Here is a 17,220-nt window from a genome sequence, read left to right as displayed (position 1 = left end):
CATTTCATCCGAATTATGCATTTATACCACTTTCAAATGCACGACAAAACATCGCTTTGGATGAGATGTAGCATTAGAACGGTTTTCTTGATGTTAGCATAGCATCGCTAATTTGAACCCGCTTTACGCATTAGAAAATCTATTACGGCTTTAAACTGCTGCAAAACCAAGCACTGCGTTGTATTTTTAAGTTTCACCGTAGCGATGCTATGCTGAAACTTATAAAACACCTGGTTTTATGGCATTTTCAACCCTCATTACGAAATTCTAATGCATAAACCGGGTTGAAGCATGTTTATAATTGTACCTTCTTCTTTCTAAAACATGGTCATTATGATCTAATGTCTCTATATTTCGATTAAAAGTATCATAGGCATACGAAGCTTTTTGCTTTCTCGAATCTATAGACTCTATAATTTTACCTTGTGTATCGTAAAGGGTAATCTCTATAAAAGCTTTGGGCAATTTATCATATAGTTTCATCAATTCTCTTTTTAGATCTTGATTATCGAGATGCTGTAATGCTGCTACTGATAGCTCTAAATTTGCAACTACATCATCATAGCGCAAATTGGAGATAGTCGCCACAGGATATGTAGTCTCGTAACCATAGAGAACGGTACTGTATTGTCCCTTGCCATTACTTGTTTCTTCGACTAGTCCTTTGGTATTAAATTTGATGTTTTCTGAAATTTTTCGAAGGTTTTGTTTTGAAGTCCCCATCCATGAAGAAGCAGGTACGATGGTGTTTCCCCTTTGTTCCCAAATCGTACGATTAGCCGAAATTTCTTTTGTGAGATTTAAACGCGTTGTCGTTTCATACGGCTGACTTATAAAATTAGCAGCTTTCATAAAAGGATAGATCTCACTGGCATAGGTAATGGCTCTGGTATTAATTTTGCCTTTAGAATCCTTTGTTGTACTCGAAGATAAGCGACAAAAATTTAAGCGGTCATACGTATGTGTTGTTGTTGCAGTATATGCGCCTTTTTCATAAAATGTTATGTTTTCTTGTTGTTTGAGCTTAAAAACAGTACTTATTATAGATCCCAAAGTGTATTTTTGCCATGTGTTTTTATTTTTGGCAAGTGGTGTTCCTTCTGCATTTAGGATTTCCTCTTCTAGCAGAAGCCCCGCCCGGCGAACATCTTGAGCCCCGGTATCATATTTTTTTACTACTTTACCATTATTAAAAGTGCCTCTTCCTTTTTCAGCAATGGTTACCTTACCATAAAAAATCGAACTATGGTCTGCCGTAGGGTCGGGTTCTTCAAATAGATAAGAAGTCATATTGCGATATCCCTCATTATCATTAACAAGAATACTGCTGACTACAATATCGTTGATCGTGGTATTCACTTCTCCTTCTATAATCCTATATAGATAAGAGGTAAATTCACCAGGATCAGAATCATCTTGAACCCAAAGTGAATTATTACTTAAAAAAGGAGTATATCCAGCAAATTTTGGCATGGAAGAAGGGTGATATTGGGCGCCTAATGATTGTTGCCGTACTGCATTGGTTTTTTTATCTACATTAATGAGCAGGCTATAGAGAAAATTTAGGCTACTAACACCGCCTCCAAGATCGGTCACTTCTGAAATTTCGGTAAATACATTCTGGAAACCATCGCTATAACTAAATTTATTCTTGTGATTGTTGATGGTGGTAAGATTTCTGTCATAAAATACCCTATTGATATTTCTGGAAAAGTTATAAATCTTGTTTCCGGCTACAAAAAAATCTTTGGCAGTACCGGTTTCTCTATTTACCCCGCTTTTGAGATCCAGATTGGTGTTTACATACCAGTCTTGGGTATTGGCACTGTAGCGCATTACACCAAAAGTATCGCTTGTGCCATAGTCTTGAAATACAACCGCATCTTCTGCAAATGTTGGCATCGCTCTAAAACTCCCTAAGGTAGCGAAGTCATAAATATTCCAATCAACACCATTAAATCTAGACAGTTTGTAAGGTCTTCTGGTCGCTGTCGTACCGTTTTGCATCACGAACATTCCGCTATAGGTCGGGGTTATGGGGTTGTGGTCGTTGTAACTTCCTAAAACATTATCGGCAGCTATCAAATTATAATTTTTGTCCCAGCGTAAAAAATACTCCGGGTTATTTTCGGCTACAAAACCTGTCATGGCATTATTGGGATAAAAATAACTGGCATGCGTTATTTGCTGTAAGTATTGCTCCATACGTGCAGACCATGATTTGGTATTCCAATTGCCCTCAAGATCCAGATAATGTATATAGTAATTATCCCAATGTACGGTCCCTGTACTATCGTCTGGACCCCCGGGTTCGTCTAAAATTAATACAAAATTATTGGTCGCACTATAATAGTAAGAAAGACCTTCATTAAACTTTTTACTGCGGGCAGTCCAAGTGTGATTATCCCAAGTATACGTATCGAGTTTTCCTGTTTCTGAGCCTACGGCTACAAAGTTTTCGCCCGACATGAATTTGGGATAACCCGGACCGATCTCGGTGGTAAAGACTCTTGTACCCCAGGTATGACCATCTGCATTGCGATGAAACAAATGTACGGTGGCTGTGACACCTTTGTGATACAAGAATGCATAAAAATCATCTCCAAAGGTGGTATAAAAATTCTCTAACCTGGGAACCCCAGGGGCATTGTCATAAATCGTGTATGGCAGTAAGAATGAGTTGCGTACCCATCCCTTACCGTTCCAGGTATGACGTACGACTTTAAAACGATGGTGACCATCGGGTTGTATGGTAGTTTCTTTTACCAGAAGTAGACTGTAGTTGTTTTTGACCACCATAGAGTGATATTTATATCCTTTGAAGTCGGGTGCCGATCCTACAAAACGATTTGGGGTGTTGGTAAACAGGGGTTGATTTTGATACGTATATTCTACAAATCCCCCGGTCGGCTGAATAATCTTTTTGAGCCCCCCTTGAAAATCACCACTGGTAAAGTATTCAAATTTCTGGGCGGGTAGTGCCGTACCTAAGGTATCCTTTTGCGTAATCGCTGTGAGATAGCGTTTTATGTGATCATTTCCCTGATCGAAGGTCTCGTAAGCAAGGTCGTATGTAAATATAAGCTTGTCATTACGATCATAGGTCGTCACTTCGCTTATATACTTTGTTTCATAGCGCTCTTGGTAAGCGTCTGGCTCTGGTTGTTCTCTGTTCGGTTCATTTTGGAAATATTCATTAATATATTTTGTCTCATAATGTATCCGTATTTCTTCTCCTGTAGACGAACTTATCTTTTGTAGATACGCGGCTTCAGTTTGCGGTACACCCCCAATAGAAGATTCCTGCAAAAGATACCTAAATTTTAAGCTATTGTCCCATTGATCCTCTATGGTAGAGAGGTTCCAGACTGTCGTTGCCCGTTTCCCTCCCGGTTGATTTGAATTTCCGATCCAGTTGCCCCAGGCCACAACATTTTCACGACTATTTTGTGTCTCGCCATAGTAGTATTTCATTCCCTTATCATCGGTAATAACCCATAAATCCAGGGGGATTTCATGATAGCCATCTCCCAGGGGTCCTCCAAAATGCCGTTCAATACGGCTTTTGAAGTATTGTATTTTGTAAGGTATATATTTTTCGGCTTCAAAACTCCATATCACGCTTCCCTCCTGAAAGGTGCCCGGTCGTTGCCTGCCCGTACATTTTAATTGGGTATTAGATGCACCGTCTAATAGATAAAAGGTATCGTCTTCTTGCGTTGCTGTATTTTTGTTATCTACGACTATTTTTGGGGTTTGTATACTAAATCCTACCCCAACAGTACTGGTAGGCGCATATCTGTTGGTATATTGCCCGGTTTTAAACGCAGCATCTCCGTTATAGGTAAGCGACAAGCTATATGCGACCCCATGGGCAGCAATCGAGGTGATAGGTTGCGAAAAAGCAACTTTACCCGTAGGTTCGTTAATAGCGCTTTTTACCCAGCCCTCTAGGTTTTGACCTGTAGAAAATGAGGCTTTTTGTGGTGCAATGACATCGACACCATCGTCTTGACCGTTAGCAAAAATAGAAAAGATGATGATTAGTGCGAAGATTTGTTTTGTATACATGGGTTTAGGTTTTAAGAGGGTTAGTATTTGGCTATTTTTTTGTTGATATTTTTTGCATTTGTCCTATTTTTTCTGTGTTAATATCGTTTTGCATTTGTACTTTGATATAGATATTTTCTGATTTATTTTTAAAAATAGTACCTCTTGCTCGGTGTTTCTCTAGGTCCTGAGGCCTAAGGCGATGCATAGCTCCAGTTGCAGGATCAACTACCAATCCTATGATGCCACCAAAAAGAACATTACCGATATACCAGGCATTAAACTTTCTTTCTAATTTCATCTCGTAAGTTTCGTAACCATCTAGCTTTATGGCCAACTGGTATTCCTGGTTTCTTTTGAGGTTTTGCTCAACAGGTGTATTTCCAATTTCAATTTCGTTGATATATACTTTTGCCTCACCTGGTTCTGAAGCTATTTCTACCTTCTGTCTTGCGCCCGAAACAATAGTTGCACAGCTTGAAAATAGTACTATCAAAATATAAAGTAATGCGGGTTTAAAAATTAAGTTCATCATGTTGTTTTTTAGGGTTAATGTTAATCAAGTTGTAATTGATATTGTTGCGGTAACAACGTGACATCGCCGTCGTATGTATAAAGTTCAATTTTAAGACGGTAGCAGGTACTCCACAAATCGGGTTTCTTTTTGTGTACTACTTTAACGAGGTTTGCGCCACCATTTCGTGCCAGCGTTCTTGCTCGATTCATGATACTGTTAAAACTACAGTCTGTTGAAAATCCAGTATCCTGAAATCTTAAATTCCCAATTTTTATACTGTTATCAGGTAATTGATGATCAATATCCAAAAGTGCTACTTTTTCATCGATGGATAATTTTGGCTTAGGATTACTAAAATTTGAAGTAATTTTTGGGCTACAGTTTGTGCTTACCAGTATCGCCAGAATAAATGTTAGTTTAATGGTTTGTTTCATTTATGTTGTGTTTTTGGTACTTGGTTTTTTTAAGTAACGTATGATTGAATTGTTGCTAGCTATACTGCTACGTAAAGTCTCCCGACTTTGCGAAAAAACGTATCGTAATGATTATTATGATTGTATTGTGTCATTGTCATTTTACATATTTTATCTTTGATAATGGTTTCATCATTCGTTACTTGCACAGTTCCACGAAATCAGGAGACTTCGCGGAACGGGGAAACGGGAAGTTTAATTTTCATACCAATTTTCAGACTCTAAAAATTTAACTCCACCAGAGCCAGTCATTGTATTTATCAATTTGCCTTATCCTTCTTCTACGTATTTAACGTTTGGAATAAATTGAGTTGTGTTTTTTGTAACTAAATCTCCTGCTTCAGGAGGAAAATAATCTGCCCAATTGCATACTATAGAATTATCTTCGGTTATCATCCTACCTATAAAAGCATTATTCGAAAACTGATCTGCAAAAAGCATATTTCTTACATCATATTTTACTTCATCTTTAGTGTTCACATACCATTTTGAGTATACCATTCCTTCGAAAAATACAGTGCTATTTTCAGCACTCTCATAGAATATATATGTTGCCATAATAATTCCTTGTAGAGTTGATTGTATTGGTGATGAATTTTTAATATCCTCAGTTTTATAATTCTTTTGTATTATAATCTTACCTATAAAAGGTCTTATTATCTCATTTCTTTTAGTTTTTCCATACACAAAGTATTCATTTGGGTTTTTCAAATCTTTTGTAACAGATACTATTCTTACTTTTAATCTTTTTTTATGCTCTCCATAAAAACCATATGTGGGATGATTAGAAGATTTAAACACTTCGGTATAGTCATAATGCCGTAAATAATCGACCATATTACTTGTGTTATATATTTGATTTGTTGAGAAGTTAGACATAAAACTATCATGCTTTTGCGAGTATGATATTCCAACACACAAAACGAAGGTTAAAAATATAACTAGATGTTTTATTAAATAAGTCCTTGTTTTATACATCTTAACTTCTTTCATCAGTGTTGTATTTTTCATTTTTAATGTCCTGCGAAGAGAGAATTTGAAAAGTGGTTTTCTAATAATCTCCAATTAATAAATTTTTTAGCTCATCAGATGGCTCAAAAGTGATAGTTTGACCAGTAGGTGTATTATTTTCAGCTATTTTATACTCTATTATTTTTGAACCAGTTTGCCTCAAAAACTTTCGAATCATTGTTATTTTAGTGCCTGAGTTTGCCAATCTGTATTGGTATTGACCTTTTTGATTAACTCTCCCCTCTCTAATGAAAGCCCCTTTTAGAAACATTAGTTTTTGTTTTCTGGTTTTAAACTTCGATCTTTTAAGCCGTCCCCAATAAAAAATGTACTCATTATCATGTTCATCTGTATGTAGAAAATTGGCTTTCTTGTATATATAGTAACTGTGAAAAAGTTGATGATATTTTTCAGATAAAATGAAAGTCATCGGATTTATAATTGAATCGTTCTCATTAAAAATATTAAAGTGATTGATATCTAAACCAGAGTTTTTCAGATGCTTGCTAAATTGATTCAATGCTTCTGTTTGACCATTATAAAAATCTGTGATCAAATATTTATATGTAGGATGGTTTGGCACATAAGTTCTTCCTCCATAATCGTTAAACATACCTATTAGTAGACTCATTGTATCTAAATCTAATGATGAAAAGTCTTTTTCCTGAGCTTGCAATGAACAGAACCCTAATGTAAATCCTATTAATACTCTTTTAATGTTTTTATTTATTTCCATATGCTAAACATTGAATGATAGGTTTTAAAATTTCTAACATTTACTCGAGTTCCAGAACTAGGGTTCATAACTGTTATTTTAAATTTTGATAAATCTGATAAATACTTCACTTTTTTGACTAAAGTGGCGTGATAACTATTTTGGTATCCAGGATTCATTACCTGGGTACTTAATTGTACTGCTCGATTTAACTGCATTTCTCCTACCATCCATTTTAAAACCTCTTGTTTATTAAAATTGCCCTGAAACAAATTTCCACTATACCCGCCTTCTCTAAACATTTGAAGCATGTACCTATCTGATAATCCTTGATTTTGATTGGCTATCCCTAAATATTTAGCATTGATCGCTTTTTGATTTATATTTCCAAAATAACTGTCTATAGATTTTTTACATGCAATACCGCAGTCATAAGAACCACCCTGACGGGAGTAAGGTAAATTCATGCTCCTTTCAACATCCCATTTTTTAAGAATTTCTTCTGTATTGTCTGTAAACGAATTTGTTCCATCAATACCATGTCCTGTAATTACATTCCATTCGCCCGTCCAAAAATCTTTATTGTTGCTGATAGCATCCATACCTCCGAAAATACCACCAAAAATACCAGCGGTAAGGCCACCTATTGCTCCTCCGGTTAAACCAGATACGTAACCTTCTCCAAAATTAGATCCATTCATCCAAGCATTACCGGCACCCGCTACAAATCCGCCTGTAAATCCACCGGCAGCTCCCGTTAAGGCACCTCCAGAAAAACCACTTAACGGAGATATACCACTTGCTACTGCATTACCAACGGCTCCACCTGCCAAACCTGATGCAGCACCTATAGCTACACCTTTGGCTATCCCTTCAAAATCGCCAAAGGATTTACCGTTCATTTGATTGTTCATCATCCCTTGCATCATACCTAACCATGCACCTGCGATAAGCGCTGTAAACACAAACTCCCCATCGGGATCCACCGCATTAGGCCAGCTATTGCCCATAGCAGTATATGGGCTGGCAAACTGGTTTTGGGGATCCTGGCTCCACCAGCGGCCTAGCGTAGGATCATACATTCGTGAGCCAAAATCGTAGAGTGCCAGGTCACCTTCGGGTTGGTATTCTTTGCCTTGTAGTTTGTACTGGTGCTCGGCAATCCCGTTGATTAATGAGTTTGGATGATCGGGACCATAGTCCAACTCATACCCCAGGGCATCGTAATCCTGTGCCTGCAAGATCTCGTTATTATAATCGCCATCACCATCGATATCTACACCATCTCGCGTAATATCGACCACCCCATCACCATCGCGATCGGCATACGATATACGTACATTGCCCAGGTGATCTTTAAACTGGTAAACATACATTCCGGCCACCTGACCCCCAGAGGGGGAAGGGTTTGCTACCGAAGGCCCACCATTATGACCAGATGTTAATGTTTCTGCTTGAACAGAAGTCGAGGGTGCTGCCTCAAAATATCCTTCGGGCGTATGAAAAAACTGCAATTGCCCATCCTGGTACTGAAATCCATTTAGGCAATCGGTCTGCGACGTAAATGCACCATCGGTATACGTTTTACGTAACTTTTGCCCCGTGGCATCATATGTAAAGTTTAGGGTGCTACCATTATCAAAAGTAACGGTTTCAATACGGTCCAGGTGATTATAGGTAAGATTTATGCCTTTGTTCAGGTCTTGTATCATATTGCCGCTGGGATCATAAATGTACTCAGAACCACGTATACCATCATCGTAATCGATAAAACCTGTATTTTTATCGGCAGTATCAGTAATCTGTAGTGGTTGATAACCTGAAAAATAAGGAGATACGTTAGGTTCATACTGATAACCACTATAACCTACCGATACATTATCAATTTGATTACCGGTACGATTGAATCTTTCTAATCTGATAATATGGTCAATGGAACTGCCGTATTTTAAAATAAGCTTAAATGGATTAAGGTCTGTATGAGTACTTACGTCATGAAAATAAGCTTCTTCTAATTGATCACGGTCATCGTATCTCAGATTGTATGCTTTTTTAAGCGTATCTATTTGTGTTTTAAACAAGATCTGACTTATGATTCCATTGTACTTTCTATCACTATTAAACGGTCGGGCTCCTTTATAACGGTGATAATTTAACGTATATGCCATGAGATCACTACTTCCCAGTGCGTCTGTATTATTCACCTTTCTAAGCCACCCGCGAATATTATATTCATAGTCCAGGGTTTGTAACGGCTTGTTTTGATCTCCTACCGCAAAAGGATTACCGCCAATGTGCTTTTTAACAAGCTGACCCAACTCATTATATTCCATGGCGGCAATACATTCTTCAGGACGTTCACCAGCGGTTTGATATTGTGCTGTTAGGCGATCACGGTGATCATAGTCAAAACGATCTGTTATCATTACAACAGGGTCTACAGCACTGCGTTGATGGTGTGTGGTTGTTGTTATCGCTTTTCCGGTAAAATCCAGCTGGTTATCTACATACGTAGTTCCGCCTAAATAATTTTTTTCATAGGTGCGAATGGGTCTTGCCTCTTCATCATAAAAGGTATAGGTTTTTGACCAGGTATCCTGCCCAAGGGTTTTAATCCAACCTGCAGTTGCAAGTCCTAAAGTACGGCGGGTGACTGCCTGTCCTACAATTGTATCCTGTATTGCTGGTATATCGGGATCGTTAAAGGTGTAATCGTCGTAATAGTTTATAGACAGGATTTCTGAGATATCATTTTCAGGAAATGCAATATTGGTATAATTAAAAGTTGTGGTATTAATGGTAACAGGAGTCGTGGTACGTTCTTCGTAAACCGCAACATCTCCTTTCTCCACATAAAAAAGATCTACTTCGGCTTGTAATTCTTCTCTGGATTTGGTGCTGTGGTAGGTTCCTGTGTATACCACCCTCCCATAGGCATCATATTTAGTAAACAACCATTGATGAGCAGCCCGCAAATTTCCATCTTGTACCAAGATTGGTTGATCCAGATTGTCATAGATCACATATTCCCAGGCTTTTCCTGGATTTTTCTGGGCGATTTGGCGGTTGTATTGATCATATTTATATTGATAGCATACTGTATTTAACAATCCCTGGGTAAATTTGTCACCTTTAGCAGCTTCTGGTGGGATCATAACACGTAAATTTCCGTAATCATCATATACATAGGCAGTCGTATACGTTTTTAGAGAAATTCCTTTTAGATTATAGGATACAGTGCTTACTATACGACCCATTTTATCGGTATACGTATCGGTAGTGTTAGTTTTCAATATTCGGGTATTGGTATACTGCACCCAGTTTTCGTTTTGTACGTTTTGTTTTTGCAATGTTCCTGGTTCATAATACGATATAACAATACTGTCATTAAGGTTTAATTCGTATTTTCGTACTTCTTCTGCTACATTAGTGTCATAGGTATATTCGACGGTACGATCTCTACGATGATCGGGTCGTGTATTCAATCGCCAAGGTACACCAGGGGCTGCAGTTTCTAAGATGCGATTGAGCGGCGATAGTTCATACCTATTTTGTGTAAACGACCGGGTATCGTTGAAAAGTCTCCTATAGTAACTAACTGTGGTATTACCCGCGTTAATTCGATAATCCCCACTATTACTATACTCATTAGGAAACGGCAGGTACGACTGCTCTTGCCTGCCTAGCTGATCATACTCATAATGCTGTACCAAATCTTTACCATTAGATGTCGCCCCTACCTGAACGGTTTGCTTTTTTCTTCCTAAGCCATCGTAATAGGATACCGTGTTGTATAATTTTTGATTTTTAATTTCTGGTGTGCTGGTAAGTAAAGTATCGACCTCTTCTTGAGTTAATGCTTCTCTGGGAGCAATGGTTTGCGTAAAATTCTGATAGGTGGATTGTGCTTTAAGAAGGTTAGAAAGCCCTAAAGCTATCCCAAGGTAAAAAAGTGGTTTCATTGATTTCGGTTTTAAAAGGTTTACCCATAAGATCTTGTTGGTACAGATCCTAATCGTATGGTCTTACTGATAAACTTAATGTTATTTTTGGTTGGGGTAGGTAGTAATTGTGATTTAAAACTAAACAGATATTTGAAATGGGTATGTTAAAAAAATTAACCTTAACATATTTTTAGTATATGAAGTCATACATCGATCTTATTCCAATTTTTCGAATATATGCCTTAATAACAGCCTCAATATTAGTTTTTTTAGAATTTCTGAAGTACAACGTGTGTATTTTATCGAGGTAAACATCTCTTAAAATTTTAGTGCCTATTTTTGATTTTGTTAACTTTTAGTTTCGGAATATTTTAAAAATGCCAACTGTTAAGCAAACCTTTGATACTTAAATTTAGCTGCTAGAATTACCTTATATTTGTTCATGCTTTTTTCCGAAATTTTAGGCCTTACCCATATCAAAAGTTATCTAACCACCAGTGCAGATCGCCAAAGGATTCCGCACGCACAACTTTTTGTTGGTCCCAGTGGCAGTGGTACCCTACCCGCTGCTATAGCGTATGCTCAATACATTCTATGCCAAAATCGGCATGGTGAAAATGCTGAAGGGAACACCGCTTGCAATACAAAATTTAATCGTTTGGCGCATCCCGATCTCCATTTTGTCTATCCTGTCTCGACTAATGCCAACGTAAAAAAACATGCTACATCAGATCAATTTGCAGAAGCATGGCGAACTTTTGTTCAAGAAAATCCGTATGGAAGTGTTTTTGACTGGTATGTTGCTATTGGTATTGAAAAAAAGCAAGGACAAATAGGCGTTGATGAAGCTCAGGAAATTGTTAAAAAGCTGTCTCTTAAAAGTTACGAAGGCGGCTATAAAGTAATGTTAATTTGGATGGCCGATAAAATGAATATCGCAGCATCTAACAAGCTTTTAAAATTGATTGAAGAGCCTCCAGAAAAAACTATATTTATCTTAATTACCGAGGATGAAGAACAGCTTTTGCAAACCATAAGGTCTAGGTGCCAGGTTTTGCATTTTCCTCCACTAGGAGAGCAAGTAATTAAAGAAGCACTGCAAAAGAGTGAACATATATCCGAAAAAGAGGCCGCCAGGATAGCGCACCAGGCAAACGGAAATTACAATAAAGCTTTACATTTACTACACCAAGATGGAGGCGATCATCAATTCGAAGCATGGTTTATACAGTGGGTACGAACAGCTTTTAAAGCCAAAGGAAATAAGGCGGCAATCAATGACCTGATTACCTGGAGCGAATCTATTGCCACTACAGGAAGAGAAACACAAAAGAGGTTTTTACAGTATTGTGTCGAATTTTTTAGACAAGCTTTGCTCGTAAACTATAGTGCTGAGTCCCTGGTTTTTTTTGAGCCCAATACTCAGGACTTTATATTAGAAAAATTTGCGCCTTTTGTTCACGGAGGCAATATAAACAATATTTGTACCGAGCTACAAGATGCTGCATATCATATAGAGCGGAATGGTAATGCGAAGATCATTCTAACCGATTTATCCATAAAACTTACACGCTTACTTCATAAAAAAAATGGATCCTAAGTATCTGGTTTGACTGCCATTTTATAGCAAATCTATCATAGATGATGAGTATATGAGTGGGTGAGTGAGTGAGGAATGAGGTTTGAGTGATGAGGGATTCATCATTCGAAATGCAGAATTCTGAATTAAAAAACACCTCCCTTGCCCTCCTCAAGGAGGGAATACTCGAATGATTACGCGCTACTTCGTATATTATACTCCATGCTCTGTACTATATACTAACTACTATTTTTCATTTCAATGAGATGATACTAGTATTACAGGTTTTTGATTGTATATACCCTATATTTGAAATCAAATCATTACGACATGGACAATTTTATGACGCATAGTGTTGCTATTATTATTTTGCTCTTTCTATTGATCACCTTTTTACAATCCGGAATTGACAAATTGGTAGATTGGAGAGGAAATCTAGAATGGCTGAAAGGTCATTTTGCCAAGACGTTTATGGCCAATATGGTTCCGTTATTGCTCGCAACGATTTTAGTGGTTGAGATCATAACTGCAATATATTCTATTATAGGTATCTATTATTTGCTTGTATACAACAATACATATTTTGCCTTTTTTGCTATGTTTCTAGCTTGCATAACGCTTCTAATGCTTCTTTTTGGACAACGAGTAGCCAAAGACTATCAAGGAGCTTTAACGATTACTTGCTATTTTATTGTTACCGTATTTGGCATGTATGTGGTTGTTTCCTAAAATATTAGAGAATGATCAAAAAACAAGCTACACCAGAAAGTAATGAAATTCAATCTATCTTACAGTTTTGGTATACTTATTTTAGGTTTTGTAATGTAAAGAGAGCCTCATGAACCAAAAAAAATCAACTTTAGAATCGACGAAAATTGCTGTTTTAATACCCGATGGCGAAAGTCATTTGTTGATTTATGTAGTCAATTGTCTTAGTCAAATACCTGGTATCTCGATATTCGTAATGTCTTCTTTGAAATGGAATCCGGTTCGGTTTTCAAAACATATATCTAAATTTATTTACCATCCTGCTACCCAAAATGATAGGCTTTGGATACAAACCATTAATGCCGAAGTAAAAAACAATAACATAGAGGTTATCATGCCTATATTCGAAAAAGGTATTCGAAGAATAATAGAAAATAAACAGTCTCTGGATCAAAAAAGTCGCCTGGTCCCTTTACCAGACCTAAATACATTTACTACCACAATTAACAAATGGAAACTTGCGAGGTACTGCACAACAAATAAGCTCCCAATACCTAAAAGTTTTACATATAAACCGGGTGATGATTTAAGTACTACTTTTTTAAATGAAATTAGATTTCCTGTTATTGTGAAACCTTTAGAGGGTTTTGGTGGAGGCTTAGGAATTCACGTTTTTACTCATATGAAAGAGCTACAAAAGTATGTGAGTAAAACTGTACACTACTCGATTATTGTTCAAGAATTTATCGAAGGATATGATATTGATTGTAGTATTTTGGCAAAAGACGGAAAAATTATAGCATACACCATCCAAAAAGGATATATGCAAGGAGAAAGCCCTTATGCTCCTCAAATAGGCTTACAATTTCTCAACAATCCGAAATTGCTTGAAGTTGTTGAAAATCTTATACGTTCTTTGTGCTGGGATGGTATTGCACATTTGGATCTTCGATATGACGAAAATGACAATACCTACAAAATCATAGAGCTAAATCCTCGTTTTTGGGCATCTGTAGATGCGTCTTGTCTAATGGGGATTAATTTTCCGCACTTATTGATACAACAAACCCTAGGTTACGAAATACAAAAAACACAGTATAAGCATGAAAAATATCTTAATTTGAAAGGTTTTGTAAAAACCCTAAGAAAACGACCTTTCTTTCTACGGCAAGTAACTTTTATACTAAGAAATACCCAGTTCAGGTTTGTTATATACGATATGGCTCCAACTATTTTTAAATTTTTAGATCGATCCAAAAATTTACTTTTGTTATACGTTAGAAAAAATGGACATAAAAGAAAACCTATGCCGATTTGTAGAGATTAACCACTTTTTTTCTTTTGCCAGATGAAAGTGCAGGTATTTCGTCGACGTACGCTATTTGAATCATTGCATCTTGTCCGAAATCTTTTTTAATATCATCGATGAGCTCTTTTTCAAAATTGAAAGAAGAAACGGTATTGAGTTTTACTACATATTCGTTTGCTGAGACCTGAACAAATTGATATTGCCTTAAAAGATTATAGTATTTATAAAACTTTGTATATACTATAAATGAAGAAATCACTTGACCGCGTGTATTATACACGATATCCATTTTTCTTCCCTCTATGCGTTCAAAATATCGAGATGGAATATCATTTTTACCAAAATTCGCTCCAAAACTAGCTACATCACCGGTATCATAACGTATCATCGGCATGCAGTAATTAAAAAAATCGGTAACCACTACTCTACCTAATTCTCCCAGTTGGGCAGGAACATCTTGATTCATCTTCAAAATTTCGAAGTGGTAGCTCGACCAATTAATTTCAAATCTCTTGTCATACATGTCGTAAGTTTGCTGAGCCATTATTCCTATTTCTTCGTTTGAGTATCTCGAAATAACCGGAACGCCAAAATACTTTTGCATTGTTTCTTTAACATAGTCTGTTAGTGTTTCAGAAATCGCTAATATTGAAGCAATCTTGGTATGAAAGAAACTAGCTTGAGTTCGGTCTAAATACTTGCATATATGTTCGTATGCCGAAGCAAAACCTATAAAATGCTGAGGATAACGTTTATTTTTAATAGACTGTAAAAAGCTCTCAATTTTTTCGTCATGAAATTCAGTTATATCGATATATTTTAAATTCTGTAGCCAGGCTTTAACCGGGCTATTCATATTAATCCCTCTCCACACCTCCAAATCGTACAACCGCTCACCTATATTAAAATTTGCTTTTTTTAAGAAATAAATGGTATCGGCTGTATTTCTTTTCTTTTTATTGGCATCCTGAAACAATTCAAATGGAATCCCGGTTGATCCGCTTGTGTGTACTCTAAATTTTGCTTGAGAAAGATAGGTGTCAGATTTGAAGTCATTAAAACATTCTTGAACCTTAGTTTTTTGTATAACTGGAAAATCGGTTAGAGAAGTATACCCCTTATACTGCCTATAAAAAGGCGTAGTATGTACCGCATGCTTCAATATATTGTGCATATATTGACTACGTTGGATTGCAGATTGTTCTGAATCCAAATTCTGATCTATAAAAGCAATTTCTTTATAATGTCTGCTTACCCTTTCTCCTTTCAACCTATCCAAAAGCCAAAAAGATGTTTCCCTAATTTTACTAGCGCTAATCACCACAGTTTTTTAATCCCTAATCCCTGATCAGCAACGTATATTACTATCATTTCTAATGTAAAAGTAAACCTGTACACTTCCCCCTTAAAATATAGTATTAATTCCTAAACTATTGCTATAGGATTGTTTTACGTGCTGATCGTAGCTACAATAGTAGACAATACTTGTAATTTGAGCAAATAAAAATTTATAAAACCAAATTTTACATTCGGTCTGGCCTTAGCTATATTTCGCAGGTTTTTATTTTGATGTAATATCACTTCCACTTTAAACCAGCTTTATGGCATTAGAAAATCTATTACAGCTTGAAACTGCTGCAAAACCAATCACTACGTTGTATTTTTAAGTTTCACCATAGCGATGCTATGCTAAAACTTAGAAAACACTTGGTTTTATGGCATTTTCAACCCTCATAACGAAATTCTAATGCATAAATCGGGTTAAAATTACTCAAATAAAAAGGAAAGGGAGAAATAAAAAACCCCGAGATAGAGCCTCAGGGTGAATTATTGAAATTAAAAAGTACTGTTTTCTTTTTATACACCTAGTAAGTACATCCACACTTACTTTGTCTACATCCAAAATCCAAACCAAGAGTAATCATATGTGAACCAGCAGACGTAGTAGGTTGCAGCACTTCGTTAACATTTACTTGATAGCCGTAAGCCACATAAAAATTTGATTTCTTTATCCCTACCATTGGTGAAATTGAGAGTGGTTTAAAATCTTGATCTACAAGTGATCGTAAACTAATCCCTGCCCATAAATAATCTTCACGATACATTTTTCGTACTTTAATATTCAGGTCTGTAGTTGAACGACCATCACCAGAAAAGTTTTGATACAAAATTGAAGGTTCTATTTCCAAATCACTAAATCGATGATAAAAAGTATAACCTGTGTAGATATAATAGTTCTGTATTTGAGACGGCTCTGTAGGGTTAAAATCATCGATTTCTTTTTGCAACAAATTTACAGCGTTGGCACTTAAAAAGAATCTTCCTAAGCGATATAGCATAGCAATATCAAAGTTAGAATCGTTAACAGAAACATCGGCTAAGCCTGGATTTATAGGTGCATCAGGATTTCCGTTATTAAATTCTGAAGTATCTATACCAAATTGAGTAAATTTATAACTAATCCCAAAAGAAAGATATTGATTATTATATTCACTTAGCGTTAAATGATGAGCAAACGATAACTGAATACCCCTTTGCGTGGTAAAACCATTTTGATCGTTAAACAGGATAGCTCCTACCCCGGATCGATCTGATATTCTACCATCTATAGATAGCGATTGTGTTCCTGGAGCATCTTCAATACTTACCCACTGCTCAAAACCAGAAGCTCTGATTTGCCAACAGTCCCCGATACCCGCATATGCAGAAGATATCAAATAAGGGTTATCTGCAATATATTGGTTTTGCACAGGAGCAAAAAACTCCTGCGCAAAAGTACAATAGCCTACAAATAGACTTGCTATTATAATATATTTCTTCATCTAACATTTAAAATTATAGACCATTCAGCTATTTTCTTTCTCAATCATTAGGCTTAGGCCATATTATTTATTAACTCTCATATGCTTCATAT

Annotated in this window: 11 protein-coding genes; 3 read left to right on the top strand and 8 right to left on the bottom strand. The window is 36.5% G+C overall.

Features of this window, described 5'->3' with window-relative positions; translation table 11 throughout:
• Nucleotides 1–267: 267 nt before the first annotated feature.
• The 6 genes from J8281_RS16800 to J8281_RS16775 form a co-directional block, all read right to left on the bottom strand.
• Nucleotides 268–4,071, bottom strand: a complete 3,804-nt coding sequence (locus J8281_RS16800; RefSeq protein WP_210198818.1) for a hypothetical protein — start codon at nt 4,069–4,071, stop codon at nt 268–270.
• A gap of 31 nt (nt 4,072–4,102) precedes the next feature.
• Nucleotides 4,103–4,585: a PEGA domain-containing protein gene (locus J8281_RS16795; RefSeq protein ID WP_246849147.1), complete on the bottom strand. Its 483-nt coding sequence runs from the start codon at nt 4,583–4,585 to the stop codon at nt 4,103–4,105.
• A 20-nt stretch (nt 4,586–4,605) separates the two neighbouring features.
• The gene (locus J8281_RS16790; protein ID WP_210198817.1) at nt 4,606–5,001 is read right to left on the bottom strand and encodes a hypothetical protein; all 396 of its coding nucleotides are present in this window, start codon (nt 4,999–5,001) and stop codon (nt 4,606–4,608) included.
• A gap of 309 nt (nt 5,002–5,310) precedes the next feature.
• Nucleotides 5,311–5,919, bottom strand: a complete 609-nt coding sequence (locus J8281_RS16785; RefSeq protein ID WP_210198816.1) for a hypothetical protein — start codon at nt 5,917–5,919, stop codon at nt 5,311–5,313.
• A 172-nt stretch (nt 5,920–6,091) separates the two neighbouring features.
• The gene (locus J8281_RS16780; protein WP_210198815.1) at nt 6,092–6,787 is read right to left on the bottom strand and encodes a hypothetical protein; all 696 of its coding nucleotides are present in this window, start codon (nt 6,785–6,787) and stop codon (nt 6,092–6,094) included.
• Complete coding sequence (locus J8281_RS16775) at nt 6,778–10,728, bottom strand: DUF6443 domain-containing protein (protein ID WP_210198814.1); 3,951 nt, start codon at nt 10,726–10,728, stop codon at nt 6,778–6,780. The genes J8281_RS16780 and J8281_RS16775 overlap by 10 nt, the downstream gene beginning before the upstream one ends.
• Nucleotides 10,729–11,152: 424 nt before the next feature.
• Between J8281_RS16775 and holB the strand changes: the two genes are divergently transcribed.
• From holB to J8281_RS16760, 3 genes are all read left to right on the top strand, one after another.
• A complete protein-coding gene (gene holB, locus J8281_RS16770; protein ID WP_210198813.1) occupies nt 11,153–12,310 on the top strand; it encodes a DNA polymerase III subunit delta' in 1,158 nt (385 codons plus the stop codon).
• Between the two features lie 309 nt (nt 12,311–12,619).
• The gene (locus J8281_RS16765) at nt 12,620–13,018 is read left to right on the top strand and encodes a DoxX family protein (protein WP_210198812.1); all 399 of its coding nucleotides are present in this window, start codon (nt 12,620–12,622) and stop codon (nt 13,016–13,018) included.
• A 109-nt stretch (nt 13,019–13,127) separates the two neighbouring features.
• A complete protein-coding gene (locus tag J8281_RS16760) occupies nt 13,128–14,324 on the top strand; it encodes an ATP-grasp domain-containing protein (protein ID WP_210198811.1) in 1,197 nt (398 codons plus the stop codon).
• Here the strand turns inward: J8281_RS16760 and J8281_RS16755 are convergent.
• Nucleotides 14,302–15,585 (bottom strand): CoF synthetase, encoded by a 1,284-nt coding sequence (locus tag J8281_RS16755; protein WP_210198810.1) that lies wholly within the window; start codon nt 15,583–15,585, stop codon nt 14,302–14,304. The two genes, J8281_RS16760 and J8281_RS16755, sit on opposite strands and share 23 nt — an antisense overlap.
• A gap of 586 nt (nt 15,586–16,171) precedes the next feature.
• Nucleotides 16,172–17,128, bottom strand: coding sequence for a type IX secretion system membrane protein PorP/SprF (locus tag J8281_RS16750; protein WP_210198809.1), 957 nt, complete (start codon nt 17,126–17,128; stop codon nt 16,172–16,174).
• Nucleotides 17,129–17,220 lie beyond the last annotated feature (92 nt).

Source organism: Aquimarina sp. U1-2 (assembly GCF_017897595.1).
Taxonomy (GTDB): Bacteria; Bacteroidota; Bacteroidia; order Flavobacteriales; family Flavobacteriaceae; genus Aquimarina.
This window is presented reverse-complemented; position numbering and strand designations above follow the sequence as displayed.

What these genes read in the sequence shown, in the direction of transcription:
- J8281_RS16800 (WP_210198818.1), bottom strand. Translation starts at nt 4,071, where the DNA reads ATGTATACAAAACAAATCTTCGCACTAATCATCATCTTTTCTATTTTT.
- J8281_RS16795 (WP_246849147.1), bottom strand. Translation starts at nt 4,585, where the DNA reads ATGATGAACTTAATTTTTAAACCCGCATTACTTTATATTTTGATAGTA.
- J8281_RS16790 (WP_210198817.1), bottom strand. Translation starts at nt 5,001, where the DNA reads ATGAAACAAACCATTAAACTAACATTTATTCTGGCGATACTGGTAAGC.
- J8281_RS16785 (WP_210198816.1), bottom strand. Translation starts at nt 5,919, where the DNA reads ATGTCTAACTTCTCAACAAATCAAATATATAACACAAGTAATATGGTC.
- J8281_RS16780 (WP_210198815.1), bottom strand. Translation starts at nt 6,787, where the DNA reads ATGGAAATAAATAAAAACATTAAAAGAGTATTAATAGGATTTACATTA.
- J8281_RS16775 (WP_210198814.1), bottom strand. Translation starts at nt 10,728, where the DNA reads ATGAAACCACTTTTTTACCTTGGGATAGCTTTAGGGCTTTCTAACCTT.
- holB (WP_210198813.1), top strand. Translation starts at nt 11,153, where the DNA reads ATGCTTTTTTCCGAAATTTTAGGCCTTACCCATATCAAAAGTTATCTA.
- J8281_RS16765 (WP_210198812.1), top strand. Translation starts at nt 12,620, where the DNA reads ATGGACAATTTTATGACGCATAGTGTTGCTATTATTATTTTGCTCTTT.
- J8281_RS16760 (WP_210198811.1), top strand. Translation starts at nt 13,128, where the DNA reads ATGAACCAAAAAAAATCAACTTTAGAATCGACGAAAATTGCTGTTTTA.
- J8281_RS16750 (WP_210198809.1), bottom strand. Translation starts at nt 17,128, where the DNA reads ATGAAGAAATATATTATAATAGCAAGTCTATTTGTAGGCTATTGTACT.